At 66.6% G+C, this 15,743-nt stretch carries 13 protein-coding genes, 1 tRNA gene and 1 riboswitch; of the genes, 10 read left to right on the top strand and 4 right to left on the bottom strand.

Features of this window, described 5'->3' with window-relative positions; all coding sequences use genetic code 11:
* Nucleotides 1-53: 53 nt before the first annotated feature.
* Nucleotides 54-1,880, bottom strand: coding sequence for a phosphoenolpyruvate carboxykinase (GTP) (locus tag ASF72_RS14785; protein ID WP_050686110.1), 1,827 nt, complete (start codon nucleotides 1,878-1,880; stop codon nucleotides 54-56).
* A gap of 276 nt (nucleotides 1,881-2,156) precedes the next feature.
* Between ASF72_RS14785 and ASF72_RS14780 the strand changes: the two genes are divergently transcribed.
* The 6 genes from ASF72_RS14780 to ASF72_RS14755 all read left to right on the top strand — a co-directional run bounded on the left by ASF72_RS14780 (nucleotide 2,157) and on the right by ASF72_RS14755 (nucleotide 8,213).
* Nucleotides 2,157-2,233, top strand: a tRNA-Arg gene (locus ASF72_RS14780).
* A gap of 141 nt (nucleotides 2,234-2,374) precedes the next feature.
* Nucleotides 2,375-3,829, top strand: a complete 1,455-nt coding sequence (locus tag ASF72_RS14775) for a dihydrolipoyl dehydrogenase family protein (RefSeq protein ID WP_056600161.1) — start codon at nucleotides 2,375-2,377, stop codon at nucleotides 3,827-3,829.
* 77 nt (nucleotides 3,830-3,906) lie between these two features.
* Nucleotides 3,907-4,734, top strand: a complete 828-nt coding sequence (locus ASF72_RS14770; RefSeq protein ID WP_082484306.1) for an ABC transporter ATP-binding protein — start codon at nucleotides 3,907-3,909, stop codon at nucleotides 4,732-4,734.
* Nucleotides 4,731-6,767 carry a YhgE/Pip family protein gene (locus ASF72_RS14765; protein ID WP_050686106.1) on the top strand — a complete coding sequence of 679 codons (2,037 nt, stop codon included), beginning with the start codon at nucleotides 4,731-4,733 and terminating at the stop codon, nucleotides 6,765-6,767. The genes ASF72_RS14770 and ASF72_RS14765 overlap by 4 nt, the downstream gene beginning before the upstream one ends.
* Nucleotides 6,764-7,522, top strand: coding sequence for a TetR/AcrR family transcriptional regulator (locus tag ASF72_RS14760; protein WP_056600157.1), 759 nt, complete (start codon nucleotides 6,764-6,766; stop codon nucleotides 7,520-7,522). The genes ASF72_RS14765 and ASF72_RS14760 overlap by 4 nt, the downstream gene beginning before the upstream one ends.
* A gap of 16 nt (nucleotides 7,523-7,538) precedes the next feature.
* On the top strand, nucleotides 7,539-8,213 hold the full coding sequence (locus ASF72_RS14755) for a hypothetical protein (protein WP_056600250.1): 675 nt from the start codon (nucleotides 7,539-7,541) through the stop codon (nucleotides 8,211-8,213).
* 99 nt (nucleotides 8,214-8,312) lie between these two features.
* Here ASF72_RS14755 and ASF72_RS14750 read toward each other — a convergent pair whose 3' ends face one another.
* Nucleotides 8,313-9,278, bottom strand: coding sequence for an EamA family transporter (locus ASF72_RS14750; protein WP_056600154.1), 966 nt, complete (start codon nucleotides 9,276-9,278; stop codon nucleotides 8,313-8,315).
* A 72-nt stretch (nucleotides 9,279-9,350) separates the two neighbouring features.
* Here ASF72_RS14750 and ASF72_RS14745 point away from each other — a divergent pair, with 72 nt between their 5' ends.
* On the top strand, nucleotides 9,351-10,259 hold the full coding sequence (locus tag ASF72_RS14745; protein WP_056600247.1) for a LysR family transcriptional regulator: 909 nt from the start codon (nucleotides 9,351-9,353) through the stop codon (nucleotides 10,257-10,259).
* On the opposite strand, the gene ASF72_RS14740 is transcribed toward ASF72_RS14745, so the two are convergent.
* The gene (locus ASF72_RS14740) at nucleotides 10,237-10,764 is read right to left on the bottom strand and encodes a SixA phosphatase family protein (protein WP_056600151.1); all 528 of its coding nucleotides are present in this window, start codon (nucleotides 10,762-10,764) and stop codon (nucleotides 10,237-10,239) included. The genes ASF72_RS14745 and ASF72_RS14740 overlap by 23 nt on opposite strands.
* Nucleotides 10,765-10,832: 68 nt before the next feature.
* Nucleotides 10,833-11,696, bottom strand: coding sequence for a winged helix-turn-helix domain-containing protein (locus tag ASF72_RS14735; protein ID WP_050686100.1), 864 nt, complete (start codon nucleotides 11,694-11,696; stop codon nucleotides 10,833-10,835).
* 702 nt (nucleotides 11,697-12,398) lie between these two features.
* Here ASF72_RS14735 and ASF72_RS14730 point away from each other — a divergent pair.
* The 3 genes from ASF72_RS14730 (at nucleotide 12,399) to ASF72_RS14720 (ending at nucleotide 15,684) form a co-directional block, all read left to right on the top strand.
* On the top strand, nucleotides 12,399-13,139 hold the full coding sequence (locus tag ASF72_RS14730; protein ID WP_050686098.1) for a response regulator transcription factor: 741 nt from the start codon (nucleotides 12,399-12,401) through the stop codon (nucleotides 13,137-13,139).
* Nucleotides 13,140-13,144: 5 nt separating this feature from the next.
* On the top strand, nucleotides 13,145-14,656 hold the full coding sequence (locus tag ASF72_RS14725) for a sensor histidine kinase (protein ID WP_056600147.1): 1,512 nt from the start codon (nucleotides 13,145-13,147) through the stop codon (nucleotides 14,654-14,656).
* 118 nt (nucleotides 14,657-14,774) lie between these two features.
* A riboswitch (cyclic di-AMP (ydaO/yuaA leader) is annotated at nucleotides 14,775-14,926 on the top strand.
* Between the two features lie 5 nt (nucleotides 14,927-14,931).
* Nucleotides 14,932-15,684, top strand: coding sequence for a hypothetical protein (locus ASF72_RS14720; RefSeq protein WP_056600144.1), 753 nt, complete (start codon nucleotides 14,932-14,934; stop codon nucleotides 15,682-15,684).
* Nucleotides 15,685-15,743: the final 59 nt, after the last annotated feature.

Here is a 15,743-nt window from a genome sequence, read left to right as displayed (position 1 = left end):
GGCCCCGCACCTTTTCGGAAAAAGGTGCGGGGCCGCCGTCGTACGCGTAAGAATCAGCCGAGGCGTTCCTTCAGCCCGGCGAGTTCCGATTGGAGTGCGTCCGGGAGCGAGCCGCCGAAGTTGGCGTACCACTCCTCGATCGATGCGAGCTCGGTGGCCCATTCGGCGGGATCCACGCGGACGGCGTCCTCGACCTCCGCCGGGGTCATGTCCAGGCCCTTGAGGTCGATCGCGTCACCGGTGGGCACAAACCCGATGGGGGTCTCCACGGCGTCAGCCTTGCCTTCGAGGCGCTCGATGGCCCACTTGAGGACCCGGGCGTTGTCGCCGAAGCCGGGCCAGGCGAAACCACCCTCGGCGTTCCGGCGGAACCAGTTGACCAGGAAGATCCTGGGCAGGCGCTCCGGGTTGCCCTTGGCGGACAGGTTGACCCAGTGGTTCAGGTAGTCGCCGGCGTCGTAGCCGATGAAGGGCAGCATGGCCATGGGGTCGCGGCGGACGACACCCACCGCGCCGGCTGCCGCGGCAGTGGTTTCCGAGGACAGGGTGGAACCCATGAAGATGCCGTTGGACCAGCTGCGGGCCTCGGTCACCAAGGGGATGGTGGTCTTGCGGCGGCCGCCGAAGAGGATCGCGGAAAGCTCCACGCCGTCGGGGCTGTTGTACTCCTCGGCAAGCATGTCGATCTGGTCGATCGGGGTGCAGAAACGGGAGTTCGGGTGCGCGGCCGGGGCGTCGGAATCAGGCGTCCAGGAGTTGCCCTGCCAGTCGGTGAGGTGCGCCGGCACTTCCTCCGTCATGCCCTCCCACCACACGCCGCCGTCGTCGGTCAGCGCCACGTTGGTGAAGATGCTGTTGCCCTTGGCGATGGCGCGCATGGCGTTGGGGTTGGTGCCCCAGCCGGTGCCCGGAGCCACGCCGAAGAGGCCTGCCTCGGGGTTGACGGCGCGCAGCTCGCCTTCCTTGCCAAAACGCATCCAGGTGATGTCGTCACCCAGGGTTTCGACCTTCCAGCCATCGATGGTGGGGTCGAGCAGCGCGAGGTTGGTCTTGCCGCAGGCGGACGGGAAGGCAGCGGAGACGTAGTACGTCTTCTGTTCCGGCGAGGTGAGCTTGAGGATGAGCATGTGCTCGGCCAGCCAGCCTTCGTCGCGGGCCATCACGGACGCGATCCGCAGGGCGTAGCACTTCTTGCCCAGCAGGGCGTTTCCGCCGTAGCCCGAGCCGAAGGACCAGATGGACCGCTCTTCCGGGAAGTGCACAATCCACTTATCCGGGTTGCAGGGCCAAGGCACATCCGCCTGGCCGGCTTCCAGCGGGGCACCCAGCGAATGCAGGGCGGGGACGTAGAACGCGTTGGTCTCGGTGATCCGGTCCAGGACGTCCGTGCCGATCCGGGCCATGATCCGCATCGAGGCGACAACGTAGGCGCTGTCAGTGATTTCCACGCCGAACTTGGGGTCCTCGGCGTCGAGGTGGCCCATCACAAACGGGATGACGTACATGGTGCGGCCGCGCATGGAGCCGGCGAACAAGGCGCGCAGCTTCTCCTTCATGCTGGCCGGTTCCATCCAGTTATTGGTGAAGCCTGCATCGCGCTTGTTTTCCGAGCAGATGAAGGTCTGCTCCTCGACCCGGGCAACGTCTGCCGGGTCGGAGAACGCCGCGAAGGAGTTCGGGAAGGTGTCCTGGTTCAGCCGGGTCAGCGTTCCGGCTGCCACGAGCTCATCGGTGAGGCGGGTGTTTTCAGCTTCAGAGCCATCCACCCAGTAGATACGGTCCGGCTGCGTGAGCTCGGCAACCTCTTCAACCCAAGCCAGCAGGCCGGCATGGGTGGTGGGTGCATTCTCAAGCAGCGGCTTGTGCGCCAGATCGCTCATATCGGATCCCTTCCTGGGGTTCATCGGTGTGTGCTAAATGCTATGGTCCGGACCACTCGTGTTTTTGGGGTCTTTTCAGGGGCCGCCGGGGGCCGGAATGGGAAAACCGCGGAAATACGCGGAATATTTCGCCCAAAAGCGTGACTTAAGTGACTAAGGTCACGTAGACCGGTCTAGTTGTGCAGATTACAGGCGTTTCGATTTGGCACACGGCCAACCCTCGCGTAAAGTAATTCGAGGTTCAGGGAGTGCGGTTCTTCTCCTGGGACACGGAATGCGCCCATAGCTCAGCTGGATAGAGCGTCTGTCTACGGAACAGAAGGTCAGGGGTTCGAATCCCTTTGGGCGCACCAACAAGGTCCGCACCGGTTCGCCGGTGCGGACCTTTTTTGTGTGTCGGTGCTGGTTTTGCGACCAGACCCTGCATCCGCCGTACCGCCGGCCCCGGGTCTGCCACGCGCTTCTTCACACGTTGCCCGGCGTAGGCTTTTCCCATGATGCCCGAGGCCGTTGAGCGCGAATTTGATGTAGTGGTGATCGGCGCTGGCGCCGTTGGTGAGAATGTGGCGGGCCGGGTGGTCCAGGGCGGGCTCTCCGTGGTGCTGGTGGAAGCCGAACTGGTGGGCGGCGAGTGTTCCTACTGGGCCTGCATGCCCTCCAAGGCGCTGCTCCGCCCGGGAACCGCCCTGCATGGAGCGCAGACCACCCCCGGCGCCAAGGAATCGGTGACTAAACCCCTCGATGCCGCCGCGGTGCTGAAGCGGCGGGACTATTTCACGTCCAACTGGCAGGATGACAGCCAGGTTGACTGGGTCAAGGACACCGGGATTGAGCTGGTGCGCGGCCACGCATGGCTGACAGCGCCCAGGCAGGTGGAGGTGGCCGGTCTGGACGGCGTGCAGCACCGGCTGCAGGCACGCCGCGCCGTGGTCCTGGCCAGCGGCTCGATGCCCACCATACCTCCCATCGATGGGTTGGAGGACCTCCAGGTCTGGGGTACCCGGGAGGCCACATCTGCCAGCGAAATCCCGGCGTCCCTGGCCGTCCTGGGTGGCGGCGTTGCCGGCGTCGAACTGGCACAGGCTTTTGCCCGCCTTGGCGCGGCCGTAACCCTTGTAGCGAGGAGCAGCCTGCTGGGCAGCTTCCCCACCGAAGCCGCCGACCTTGTGGCCGCAGGCCTGCGGGCAGACGGCGTGGAGCTCCGGCTGCACACCGCCACCAACAGCATTAAGGAGAACGACGACGGGACGTTCAGCCTGGCGCTGGGCGACGGCACCACCGTGACGGCGGATAAGGTCCTGGTCTCCACCGGGCGGCACCCGGCCCTCGAGGGCCTCGGCCTGGAAAGTGTTGGCCTGGGCCCGGACAGCAACGGCCGCTTCAACCTGGCCACAGACAATACCGGCCTGGTGGAAGGCGCACCTGGCGACGAGCCGTGGCTGTATGCCGTGGGCGATGCCGCCGGCAGGAACCTCTTCACCCACCAGGGCAAATACGGGGCCCGGGCCACGGGGGACGCCATCAGCGCCCGGGCCAACGGAACCCTCAAAGGCGCAGCCCCCGATTGGAGCCGGTACGCCCAGACCGCCAACCAGCACGCCGTGCCGAGTGTGGTGTTCACCGACCCTGAGCTGGCAATGGTGGGGCGCACCCTGGACACCGCGAGGAAGGACGGCTGCAACGCCTCCTCGGTGGAGTTGCCCATCGAGGTGGCCGGCTCATCCCTGCACTCCGAGCACTATGAGGGATGGGCCCAGCTGGTGATCGACGAGGACCGCAAGGTGCTCCTGGGCGCCACCTTCGCCGGACCCGACGTGGCGGAGCTTTTGCACGCGGCCACGATCGCCATTGTGGGTGAGGTTCCGCTGGACCGGCTGTGGCACGCCGTCCCCTCCTACCCCACCATCAGCGAGGTGTGGCTGCGGCTCCTGGAGAAATACGGGCTCTAAGCACGAGCCAGAGCTATTTGAACTGACCAGTCAGTTCGGTTAGGCTGGATACAGACGTATCCCCTGAAAGGCCTTCCTTGCTCTCAGCACACCAGCTCCACGTCCCCGGACGCCGGGACCCGCTGCTCCCCGCCACCTCACTCTCGGTGCGGCGCGGCGGGCTCCTTCTGGTCACCGGCGCCCGGCAGGACCAGCGGACCGCGCTGGCCCTTGCCCTCAGCGGCCGGATGAAGCCAGGCGGGGGAACCATCACCTGGGACGCCAATCCGCGCATCAAAGTGCTTCGGCAGGCCAGTGCGCTGGTGGACGCGGTGGACGTCAACGAGCCCGAGCGGCACCTCAGTGTCCGCGACCTGGTGACCGAGGACCTGGCCCTCATCCCCCGCCGCTACCGTGGGGCGCTGCTCAGCAAACCCTGGCTCAAGGTCCACAGCTTCGAGGACATCGCGGACCTCTGGACCGAGCAACTGGGCCCGAAGCGGCGCCTCGAACTGTTGACGGCGCTGGCCCTGGCGAACCCGCACACGGACCTTGTGGTGGTGGATTCCCCGGACCGGCACAGCGCGGATCCCCAGGACTGGCTGCCGCGGCTGATCCAGTTGGCGGCCGACGGCGGCCGGCAGCTCGCCGTCGTCGCCACCGTCAGTGCCGTCCCGGCGTTGTGGTCGGGGGCTGTCGCGGAAATCGGCAACGCTGTGCCCGGGCAGGAAAATGACGGGCCGGAAACTGCCGTACCAGAGCCCACCACGCCGGGTTCCGTGGCCGTGCGCTCCGGCGCAGTGGAGCCACAGCCGGCGGAGCCCACTCCTGCTCAGCCGGAGCCGGCCACCACAACGCAGCCGGAGCCGGAGCCAAGAGTGCCGGCCAGACACATAGCCGAAACCGAAACTGAGGTTGCCAAGTGACAGTGCTGCGGCTGGCCCGCTCCGAACTCAAGCGCATGACCGGTGGCCTGCTGCCCAAGCTGACCATTCTTGCCCTGACAATGGTCCCGCTGCTGTACGGCGCGGTGTACCTCTACGCCAACTGGGATCCGTACGGCAACCTGGACCACCTGGACGCCGCCCTGGTGGTGGAGGATACCGGCGCCACCGCTGCCGACGGCAGCACCCTGGCGGCCGGCGAAAAAGTGGCCGACAGCCTGGTGGACGGCAACGTCTTCCACTGGATCCCTGTGGCAAGCACGCAGGAGGCGGATCAGGGCGTCAGCAACGGCGACTACGCCTTTGCACTGAAAATTCCGCAGGACTTTTCCGCCAATCTGGTCTCGCCGGGCAGCTTCGACTCCGCCAGCCAGGCCATGCTCAATGTCACCACCAACGACGCCAACAACTACCTCCTGAGCACCATTGTGGACAAGCTGACCACCGCGGTGCACAGCACCGTGGCCACGGAGGTGGGCGAAGAGACTGCCAACCAGCTGCTCACGGGCTTCGGCACCATCCACACCCAGATGCTCAAGGCCGCTGACGGCGCGGGGCAACTGGCCGATGGCGTAGCCACCCTTCGGGACGGAACCGCTACCCTGCATGATGGAACAACTGCCCTGAACAGCGGAGCCAACGAACTCTACGCGGGGCAGGTGAAGCTCCGCGACGGTGCCAACCAGCTGACGGAGGGTGCCGGCTCCCTGAGCAGCGGGCTGTCCCTCCTTAGGGACAAAACCTCCATGCTCCCCACCGATTCAAAGACGCTGGCGGACGGTGCGGCGCAGGTCGCGGCTGGAAACGCGCAGCTCAACACCAAGGTCCAGGACGTTGCCGCACAACTGGAGGCCGCGGACAAAGGCCTCCGGGACCGGGTGGTGGCATCCAACACCCGGCTGATGGACGCAGGCGTGATCACGAAGGAGCAGGCAGACAGCATTCTTGCCGACTTCGACGCAGTGGCCGCGTCCAACCCGGTCACCACGGCCAAAACGAAGCTGCAGACCGACGCCGCCCAGATCCAGCAGCTGGCGGACGGCGCAGAAGCTGTCAGCGTCGGCGCATCCCAGCTGGCTGCCGCTACCCCCGCCCTGAAGGACGCCATTGTGCAGGCTTCAGGTGGTGCGGACCAGCTGCACACCGGCGCCGCCACCCTGGCCACCGGCGAACAGACCGCCGTGGACGGCACAGGTTCCCTGGTGGCCGGAGCCGGAAAGCTCGACGACGGCGCCGCCCAGCTTGCCGCGGGTGCCGGCACAGCCGCGGACGGGTCCAGGACCCTGGCAGACGAAATCGGCAAGGGCGCGGGCCAGGTACCCAACCCCGACGACACACAAAAGAGCAACCTCTCCCGCGTGATCGCCGATCCAGTGTCCGTCAGCAACGTCTCGCAGGCGAAGGCAGGCTCGTACGGGGCGGGGCTGGCACCCTTCTTCCTCACCCTCGCCATGTGGATCGGAATCTTTATGCTGGTCCAGGCGATGCGGCCCATCACCCAGCGTGCGCTGGCCTCCAACGCGCCGTCGTGGAAGATTGCGGTGGGCGGCTGGCTGCCGTTCCTGGCGGTATCGGTGGTCCAGGCCACCCTGCTGACGCTGGTGGTGGACCTGGCGCTGGGACTGAACCCGGCCCACCCGTTCCTGATGTGGCTCTTCCTGCTGGCGGCCGCCATGGCCTTCAGCGCGCTCATCCAGGGTGTGGTGGCCCTGCTGGGTTCCCCCGGCAAGCTGGTGGTGCTGATCCTGCTGGTACTGCAGCTGGTGTCCTCCGGCGGCACGTTCCCGTGGCAGACCACGCCGCAGCCCCTCCACGTGGTCCATGAAATCCTGCCCATGGGATATGTGGTCACCGGCATGCGGCACCTGATCTACGGCGCCGACCTGTCCATGATCATCCCCACCGTGCTGGGGCTGCTGGGCTACACCCTCCTGGGGGCAGCCCTGTCCACCCTGGCAGTACGCAAAAACAAATACTGGACGCTGAAAAGCCTCAAGCCGGAGATCGCCGTATGAGCATCGGAACCCCTGAGCCTGCCAAAGCCCTGCGGCCCGCACGCACCGGCGCCACCCGGCAGAAAATCTTCGACGCTTCCATGGAGCTGATCGGCGAGCGCGGGGCCGCCGGTGTGACTGTTGATGAGATCGCTGCGGCCTCGGGCGTTTCCAAGGGCACCGTCTATTACAACTTCGGCAGCAAATCCGAGCTGATTGCCCAACTGTTGCGGCACGGCGTGGACATCCTCAAGGCCCGGCTGGAGGGGCCTGCCCCCGCCGTTCCCGCCGGCGCCCAGGACCCCGGCACCGCCGGCACGCAGGATCCCGCCGACGCCCAGGACCCCGGCACCGCCGGCACGCAGGATCCCGCCGGCACCCAGGATCCCGACACCTCCGGCACGCAGGATCCGTTGCTTGCCATGGAATGGATGATCGGTGCGGCCATGGACTTTATGTCCGACTACCCTTCCTTCGCCCGCCTGTGGGTGAGCGAAAACTGGCGCATCCCCAGCGAATGGCAGGGAACGTTCGCTGTGCTGCGCGGTGAACTACTGGCGGTGATCGGCGCTGCGGTGGAGAACGTGGCCAAAACCTACCCCGTGGACGCGTCCGTTTCGCGCGGCAGCCTGGAAACGGCGATCTTCGGCGCCTGCTTTGTGGTGGGACTGGACCGGCAGACCTACAACCCGGAGCGCACCCGTGACCAAAGCGTTGCAGCAATCATGGCCATCATGCGCGGCTACGTCCTGAAGGTGCCCGCGCCTGCGGGATGATGGAGCAATGCGCCACATGGGGAACAGCGGCAAGTTCGCGGTAGTCACGGGGATCGTTGCCTTGGGCCTGCTGGTCCTCACCGGGATGACACTCGCGCTGCCCGTGTTCTTTGCGTTCCTGGGGGTCCTCACAGTGGCATTTTTGGCCGCCGTTGGCGAGATCCTGGTCCGCGGCCGGCGGGTTGCCCTCTTGGCAGCGGGCGCCTGTTTCAGCCTGGCCATTGGCTTCAGCCTGGCGTTCCTGAGTACCTGGGAGCTCGCCTTTGCCGGCCAGCGCTCGTTCATTGGGACCCCGCTGCCCACCGGCGATCCGGACGACTACTTTTATGGGGCCGGGGCTGCTGCCGCGGCTACACTCGTCATCCTCTTCCTTGGAGCAGCGTGGCCGGCTGGCCGCCGGGCCAGGCAGGGAACCTCCGGACGGCGCCTGCCGGGCCAAACCCGCGCCGGCCGACCCCGCCCCGGCCAAACCGGCACCACACGGACCCGCAGCACGCCACGCGGGACCTCCCAAGGGGGAAAATCCCAGCGGGGGGCTGCCACCGGCCGGGCACGTACCGGCGTACCGGCCCAGGCCCGGCGCACGGCCGCAGCCCGCGCTGCCGCCGCCGGGCGCACTGCGTCCCAGCGGACAACAACGCAACGCACAGCCGCCCAACGCTCAGCAACCCAACGCACGCCGCAGCAGTAGGCGCCGGAACACCAGCCCAACAAACGCCGCCGCAGTAGGCGCCGGAACACCAGCCCAACAAACGCCGCCGCAGTACACGCCGGCACAGCGCACCCCGGCTCAGCGCACCCCGGTCCCGCGCATACCCACGCCGTCAACCCCGTCAACCCCGTCAACCGTCAACGGATCCAGGCCTGCGCGCCGGCTCTGGCGCCGGCCCCGCCCGAAGGTGAGGACCGCCGTCGCCACCCCCGCCAGGAGCAGCAGCCCGCCAGCAACTTCCGGCCCCGAGGGCACCTCACCCAGCACCAGCCAGGCGGCGCTCATCCCCACCACTGGCACCAGCAGCGTAAACGGCACCACCGACGACGACGGGTGGCTGGCCAGGAGTCGGTTCCAGATGCCGTATCCCACCAGCGATGCGAAGACGGCCGTGTAGAGCGCGCTCAGGATGGTGGGTGCCTGCAGGTTGCCCAGCGTACTGAACACCGCTTCGGGGCCGTCCACCACGAGTGACAGGCCGGCCAGCGGCAGCGGCACCACGGCCCCCGACCAGACCACCAGGCCCAACCCGGATGCCGCCTTGGCCCGCCGGGCAATGACATTTCCCGCCGCCCAGGAAAGGGCCGCCGCCAGCACAATCACCAGGGGCAGCAACGGTGCAACGGCACTGCGCCCGGTAGCCACGACGGCGAGGCCCGCCACACCAAGAACCACCCCGCCCACCTGCCGGCGGCTGGGCCGTTCGCCCAGGAACATCGCCGCCAGCAGGATGGTCAGCAGAACCTGCGCCTGCAGGACCAGTGAGGCGAGGCCCGCGGGCATCCCCAGCGCCATGGCGAGGTAGAGGAGCCCGAACTGGCCGGCGCTCATAAAGAGGCCGACGCCGATGATTGCCGCCCAGCTTACGTCCGGTTTCCGGATGAAGAAGATGCAAGGGAAAACCACCAGGACAAACCGGATGGCCACAAACAGCAGGGGCGGAACCTCCTGGCCAGCGGGGTGCAGGCCGATGTCGATGGCCACGAAGTTCAAGCCCCACAGGACTGCGACTGCCACGGCCAACAGGGTGTCACGGAGATTCATGGTCTCACTGTCGCAGACTGACGAATGAAGCACCAGCGTTGAATTGTTTATAAAACAATGTACGTTTGCTTCATGATTGATATTGGTTCACTGCGTGCCCTTGCAGCCGTTGAACAGCATGGATCGGTGATCGCCGCTTCGGAGTCGATCGGCTTCAGCCCCTCGGCCGTCTCCCAGCAGGTCAAGAAGCTGGAGAAGGAGGCGGGCTTCACGGTCCTGGAACGGCGGGGCCGCGGTGTGCTGCTGACCGAGCGGGGTCAAGCGCTGGCCGCCTACGGCCGGCGGATCCTTGCCGAACTGGAGGAACTCCAGTCCACCCTGCTGGCCGATCCCGCAAAACCCGAGGGCAAGCTCCGGGTGGTGGCCTTCTCCACCGCCTGCCGGGGGCTGGTGGGTCCCCTCCTGGGCCGCCTGGCTGCGGCCGGCACCATGCTGGACGTTAGCGTCCTGGCCGAGGATCCACGGGAGGCGGTGGCCCGCGTGGCCAACGGAGAGGCCGATTTGGGCCTGGTCCACAACTGGAACTCAGTTCCCCTGGTGATTCCGGAGCACCTCACCCTCGAGTGGCTGTGCGAGGACGTGGCCGATGTGCTGGTGCATCGGGACCACCCGTTGGCCGGCCGGACCGAGGTTGAACCGGCCCACCTGGTGGGGGAACGGTGGATCAGTACGCCCAACGGGGCAATCTGCAACGAAGCCCTGTTGCGGATCTTCACCGGGCTGGGCCGGGTGCCCAACATCCAGGTCTACGATCCTGATTTTGCCACGCACATCGCGCTGGTCCAGCAGGGCGCCGTGGTGGCCCTGGTGCCGAGGCTGGGCCGGGGGGTGCTGCCGCCGGAGGTGGTGGCCGTGCCGGTGACCAACCCGGCGCAGGCACGGCAGGTGGGGATCGTCTACCGCCGCACTATGACAGCCAGCCCGGGCATCAGGCACGTGGCAGCGATACTGCGGGAGATCAGCGGGCCCGCGGAACTGTAAAGCTGATGATCCGGGCGTCCTGGCCGTCCAGTTCGGCCCACGTCTTCTCCGTCTCCAGCACCGTGAGGGCATTTGTGGGATACCGGGTGGCGGCGTCCATGTAGGCGTCATGTTCCGAATCACGCGACGCCAGGTGCATGGCCAGGTCCTGGACACCGGGCAGGTGCGAGATCAGCATCAGGGTGGTCACGGTATCCGGCACCTGGTTGACCACCGAGAGCATCCGCAGCGCGGATGCGGCGTACAAGCCACCTTCCAGCTTGGGCGTGGGCGCCTTATCGCCCAGTTCCGAGCACACCCAGGTGCAGGTCTGCCGCGTCCGCAGCGCGCTCGAGCAGAGGATGAAATCCGGCAGCACGTTATGGTCCACAAGCCAGCGGCCGGCGGCGGGCGCATCGCGGTGCCCCCGTTCCTCCAGCGGACGGTCATGGTCGGCCACCCCGCCCGGCCAGTCAGCCTTGGCATGGCGCATCAGGACCAGGCGTTTTACGTGGTGCTCACTCATGGCCCCAGCCTATCGCCCGCACTCCGCACCCAGCGGCGGCGGCCATCTGCCTCCGGGCAGTGGTAAGGCTAGATCGAGTATTCCGGAGCGGCCCAGACAACAACTTCGGGGTGCTCGTAGAAGCGGTAACCCTGGCCACGGACCGTGCGCACCGTGTTGGCCAGGCGTCCCAGCTTGGAGCGGAGGCGGCGGATGTGCACGTCGATGGTGCGCTCATTGGGCACTTCCTCGGCGTTGCGCCACAGCCCCTCAAGAAGCTCGTCACGGCCAACCGTGCGGGTGCCGTTTTCCACCAGGTAGTTCAGGAGCTCGAACTCCTTGAAGGTCAGGTTCAGCGACTCGCCGTCCAGGTGCACCTCGCGGCGGGCCAGATCGATCAGGACGCCGGAGGGCCGGGGTTCCTGGGGAAGCTGGGGACGCGGGGTTTCGGTGCGCTGGCGGGCGTTGACGGTGGGGTCGCCAAAGGTGGAACGGACGACGTCGAGCGCGGAACCGGGGGTGCCTGCCGGAGCCACGGCAACGGCGGCGTAGCTTTCGGCGCCGGTGACCAGGGACTGGGCGTAGGCCCGGATTTCCTGGGCGAGCTTGGCGATGGAGGTACCTGCGGCTGCGGCGGTTTCCTCATCGATGCCCATGTAGAGGACAAAGCCGCGGGCCACGTTCTCGTTCGCCACCGGGCGGACGGCGTTGGGCCCGGCAATTACGGGGGTGGGGGCCGTAAGGGGCGCGGGCTCGGCAGGAACGGCGCGGAGCTGGCCGTAGGAGTTGGGGTTATATCCCTGGGGCGCGTAGCCCTGCGCAGGGAAGGTGTTTCCGCTGCCTGCGGGGGCCAGCGCGGGGCGGGGTCCGAAGCCCGGGCGAAGACCCGAGGGCTGGCCGGCCTTGGCGGCGTTACGGACGGAGATGTGGACGTATCCGGATGCAACGGTCATGTTGTGCTTACCTCAATGTGAATGGCCGCCTGGGCGGCTCGAATGCTGGGTTTCCCCGCACTGCGAATTGGGGAGGGACGCCCGACGCTGGGCTGGGGGCGCGAATGCCTAAGAACTTCGGAGGGTGGGAAGTCAGGCGTACATTCGACAACAGCGCATGTCGGCAGCAGCGGGTGTGCTGGGCCAATATTCTGCGGCTGCAGGTGCTGTTGAGTTCTTGTTCACATTGGAAGTGTGACGCGTAACAATGCCAACTTGCAAGTAACAATGGACGGCATCGTCCGCATGGTGAGACAAAATGCGCTTTTGTGTTGCAGATCACCATTCTGTCCGGCGTAAAGAATAACGTTCGTTATCCGTTCAGCACCTGGAAAATCCATGTTGTTGAGAACAATATTCGGCAATTCCTTCTTTTAGAATTAAGAACTTCAGCGAAGCCGAATTCACTAAAATTCCTCCCTTCCCGGCCCCTGCTGTCCAGCCGACGTCGGGCTTCTCCGGAAAAAGTTCCCGGTGGGCTCCCGCAAGATCCCTGCACCTGGCCCCTGGACGTTCTTTGAAAGCCCTGGAGCCAGTCAGGACTTCCGCCACCTGCGGCGGACGTTCCAACCTGAGCGGCACCCAGGTCGCTAGGCTGGGATTCACAGCCCGGACACAGGAACCCCAAAGCCGGGCTTAACCGAACGACCGGAGAGTTGTCCCATGGCCACTTCGCACTCCATGACCAACAACCTCCCCCAGCTGTCCCACCCGGACGGGTCCCCCATCCGGGCCCTGGTGGTTGACGACGAGCCCAGCCTCTCCGAACTGATGAGCATGGGCCTGCGTATGGCGGGCTGGTCCGTTGCCGTGGCCGCGGACGGGCCGGAGGCCGTGAAGCTGGCCAAGGACTTCCGCCCGGACGTCCTGGTGCTGGATGTGATGCTCCCCGGCTTTGACGGCGTCGAGTTGCTGGGCCGGATCCGGGCGTTCGCCCCGGAGGTACCCGCGCTGTTCCTGACGGCCAAGGACGCCATCCAGGACCGGATCGTGGGCCTGGCGGCGGGCGGGGACGATTACGTCACCAAACCATTCAGCATGGAGGAGGTCCTGCTGCGGCTGCACAGGCTGGTGCAGCGTTCCGGGGTGGCCGCCATGGATACCTCCGAACTGGTGGTGGGCGACCTGGTCCTGAACATCGATACCCGGGAAGTGACCCGCGCCGGTGACGACGTGCAGCTGACCGCCACCCAGTTCGAGCTGCTCCGCTACCTGATGGAGAACCCCAAGCGGGTCATCAGCAAGGCCCAGATCCTGGACCGGGTGTGGGACTACGACTTCGGTGGCCAGGCCAACATCGTGGAGCTCTACATTTCCTACCTGCGCAAAAAAATTGATGCCGTGCACCCGCCCATGATCCATACCGTGCGCGGTGCCGGCTACGTCATCAAGCCTGCAGAGTAGGTTCTGTGGCCACCACACCAGCCCCGGAGGCACCCCGCCGGAGCGTGCTCCGACCCGCCACCTGGCATCTGCGGACGCGCTTGGTGGCGTTGGCCATGGCCCTGCTGATCGCCATCTGCGGCGCGGTGGGGGTGGTCAGCTACGCCTCAATGGATGCCTTCCTCACCCGCCAGCTTGATGCACAGCTGAGCCAGGCGGCGGAGCGGGCCAACGATCCCGGCCGCCCGCCGCAGGGCGGCTTCAACGGCCGCGACCCGCTCGACGCCCGCGGCCAAAGCGTGGGGACCGTCAACGCCAGCATCCGCAACGGCCAGGTGAACACCGGCGGGTTCCTCGCCTCGGACACCACACGCACTCCCCTCGCCGCTGACGACAAGCCTGTCCTCCTCGGCCTGGCGACGGACGGCAAGCCAGTGGACCGGGAACTGTCCAACGGCAGCTACCGACTGGTGGCCGTCGAAACCTCTTTCGGCGACGTCCTGGTGACCGGGCTCCCCCTGGCAGTCAAGGACAGCACGCTCACGTCGCTGGTGTGGACATTTGTTTTTGTATCCCTGGGCGGTCTCCTGCTGGTGGGGCTGATCGGCACCGTCCTGATCCGGCGCACCATGAAACCGCTGGAACAACTCTCTGAAGTAGCCACACGGGTCTCCCAACTGCCGCTGGACGCCGGCGAGGTGGCACTCGCGGTGCGCGTCCCGCCGTCGAACTCCAATCCGGGAACCGAGGTGGGCAGCGTGGGGCACGCGCTGAACCTGATGCTGGACAACGTGGCCAGCGCGCTGCAGGCGAGGCAGAAAAGCGAAACCAAGGTGCGCCAGTTTGTGGCTGACGCCTCGCATGAACTCCGCACCCCGCTGACGGCCATCCGTGGTTACACGGAGCTGATGCGGATGACGGAGCAGTTCACGCCCGACGGTGCCCGTTCGCTGGCACGCGTGCAGAGCCAGTCCGAGCGTATGACGGCGCTGGTGGAAGACCTGCTGCTGCTGGCGCGACTGGATGAGGGCCAGCCGCTGAAGCTCAGCGAGGTGGACCTGACGCAACTCGTGGTGGAAAGCGTCAGCGACGAGAAGGTGATGGCACCCGGGCACAATTGGCGCTTCGAACTGCCGGACGAGCCTGTGGTGGTCATGGGCGATCCAGCCCAGCTCCGTCAGGTCCTGATGAACCTGCTCTCGAACGCCCGGAAACACACGCCGGCCGGAACCACCGTCCTGGCGGGGGTGGGTACGGCCCACAACACGGCGTTTGTCACGGTGACGGACGACGGCGGCGGGATCCCGGCAGGGTTCGTGGATCAGGTCTTTTCACGCTTTGCCCGCGCGGACGCGGCCAGGAAAGGCAGCGGCGACCAGGCCGGGGCCGCCGCCGCGGAGGGCACCAGCGGGCTGGGGCTTTCCATCGTCCAGTCGATCATCGAGGCGCACGGCGGGACGGTCTGGGTGACGTCCGAGCCGGGCAGGACGCAATTCACCATCTCCCTACCGCTCGCGGCAGCCGCCCCCACAACCTGACACGCCGCCGTCGTGATGTCCGTTACCTAAATGTGACTTAAGCTTCGGACTCCTGTACCGTCGAAAGGGTGCGGTTCCCGTTGGGGCGCATGTCCGGATGACGCCTAGCTCTGCCGCTTCCCGGATCCTTCTTGACCCATGGCAGAGGCGGGGGACCCACAGTCCCGGGCACTGCATGCCCTTGGGGTTAAGCCATTTTCGTGAATTTTCCGGATGGCCGGATGCCCTCATCCGAACCCGACAGCTAACTCCGCAGGTGTGAGAGGCGATCCATCATGTCTGAATTCCCGGTAGAAACGCGCCCGAAAAATGGGGCCGACAGTCCATTCCACACCAAAAAGCGCGGCATTGCCTTCCTGGGCCGGCGCACGGCCATCCTCGCCGCGTCCTGCGCCCTGCTGGTGGGAGTCGGTGCCGCCGGCCAAGCCACCAGCTCCGTCACCTCCCCTGTGGCGGCTGAAACAAAAGCCGCCGAGGCAAGCTCCTCACTGAGACTGGAGAAGAGCGAAATCCAGGCTGCGCCGAGCGAATCTGCGGCGCCGATCGCTGTTGCACCCCAGGCCGCCGAGCCCGCTCCGGCTGCTCCTGCCGCGGAACCGGCGCCCGCCGTGGAAGCCGCTCCTGCACCGGCCCCCGAGCCGGCACCGGCACCGGTTCCCGAGCCTGCCCCTGCGCCGGAGCCCGCTCCCGCACCGGAGCCCGCTCCCGTCGTCGCGGTTAATGACCCTGCCGGCGCGCAGGCCTATGCGGCCAGCCAGCTGGCATCCTACGGCTGGTCGGCGGACCAGATGCAGAGCCTGCTGACGCTCTGGACCAAGGAATCCGACTGGACCACTACGGCCACCAACGCGAGCAGCGGCGCCTATGGCATTGTCCAGTCGCTGCCGGCCGAGAAGATGGCAAGCTCCGGCCCGGATTACCTCACCAACTACCGCACCCAAATCAACTGGGGCCTGAACTACATCAAGGAGCGCTACGGCTCCCCCGCAGCCGCCCTGAACTTCCACCTCGCCAACAACTGGTACTAGGTGTACTCAGCCAGCAGGTTGGTTACATCTGCTGATGGGTGGTCGCCCTCCGAGGGCTG

It is taken from the genome of Arthrobacter sp. Leaf141, from assembly GCF_001424565.1.
In the GTDB taxonomy this organism is placed as follows: Bacteria; Actinomycetota; Actinomycetes; order Actinomycetales; family Micrococcaceae; genus Arthrobacter.
This window is presented reverse-complemented; position numbering and strand designations above follow the sequence as displayed.